The following is a 1355-nucleotide window of genomic DNA, read 5'->3' on the forward strand; positions in this document are numbered from 1 at the left end:
CCAGCTTGCAAATGATTGTCCTTTCCTTCATTTCTCTCCTATTACGAAGATTTTAAACAGGTTCTAACACATCTGTGCGGATTAATTTATTATCGCATAGCTTGGTGTTATTAAATCTGTGGGCATCTGTACTAGTACAACGATAGTAAAAATATACACGTTTTTTCCCATTTTTATTACTGTTGCCATGCATACCACAGTAAGCATATTGACAACGCTGACACACCAATAAACCCTGTAGTAAAAACGTTTTACTCCTTTGTCTTACTCTTGCTCTGTTTTCATCTAACTGCTTCTGAACTGCATTAAACAGATCTTCATTTATTATGCTTGGTACTGAAACATGAATCCAATTTTCTTTGCTATTAGAGTAAACAGAATAACTCCTTCTAGATTTTGAGCGTGCAGACTTTAGTTTTGGACCAACTTTCCTTTTACCAAAAGCTGCTTTTCCAATATAAGCAGGATTTTTTAATATCTGACTAACAGTACTGCTGTTCCAATACCTTTTTCCTGTTTGTGTTATGATAGGTGCTCTATCTAATCGACGTACAACTTCTCTGATACTTGCTCTTTCTGTACCGACCCAAGTGAATATCTTGTGTACTACGCTTGCTTCTTCTTCATTTATTTCAAATCTCGCTTGCTCATTCCCAGCATTTTTACCCATATAGCGATATCCATATGGAGCTCTGGCCATAACACTTACAAACCCTTTTCTTGCTGCATGAAGCCTTCCTCTACGATTTCGCTCCATAATTTTTGCACGTTCGTATTCTGCTATTGCTCCCTGAAGTTGTAAAAATAAATTAGAATCTGGATTATCATCAAACTTATGATTCAAGAATACTATTTCAGGTCCTGCTTTCCTAAACTCCTCAAGTAGGATCATCTGATACGAGGATTTTCGTGAGAGCCGATCTGGTGAATGAATGTAAATTTTATCAATTTTACCTTCTGCTACTTTATCACGCAGCCTTTCCAAACCAGGGCGTTCTAAATTCGATCCACTGTAACCATTATCGATGAATCGATGCTCATCTAATAATTCGTGTCCATCGCTACTAATGCGACATTCGAGCTCTACAATCTGACTCTCTATTGTATTCTCCCGTACTTGTTGTCTCGATGAGACTCTTGCATAAAAGCTCGCTATTTTCATTTTCTTCTACCTCCTTCACCTTATATAATTGTTCATAGGCATCTGCCAAGTATGTATCTGATAATCGGCTAGGTTCATAACGACGGTGAACAGTAAATTTTTGCATAGTCTTTCTCCTGTAAAATTTTCTTAGAACCTGTTTAAAATCTTCGTAATAGGAGAGAAATGAAGGAAAGGACAATCATTTGCAAGC

General features: G+C 37.0%; 1 protein-coding gene. It reads right to left on the reverse strand.

All coding sequences use genetic code 11. The features are described from left to right. Positions 1-52: 52 nt before the first annotated feature. Positions 53-1162 carry a recombinase family protein gene (locus OZD61_RS02905; protein ID WP_274979781.1) on the reverse strand — a complete coding sequence of 370 codons (1110 nt, stop codon included), beginning with the start codon at positions 1160-1162 and terminating at the stop codon, positions 53-55. Positions 1163-1355 lie beyond the last annotated feature (193 nt).

This window comes from Wolbachia endosymbiont of Drosophila bocki, from assembly GCF_028982005.1.
Classification (GTDB): Bacteria; Pseudomonadota; Alphaproteobacteria; order Rickettsiales; family Anaplasmataceae; genus Wolbachia; species Wolbachia pipientis.

What these genes read in the sequence shown, in the direction of transcription:
- OZD61_RS02905 (WP_274979781.1), bottom strand. Translation starts at nt 1,162, where the DNA reads ATGAAAATAGCGAGCTTTTATGCAAGAGTCTCATCGAGACAACAAGTA.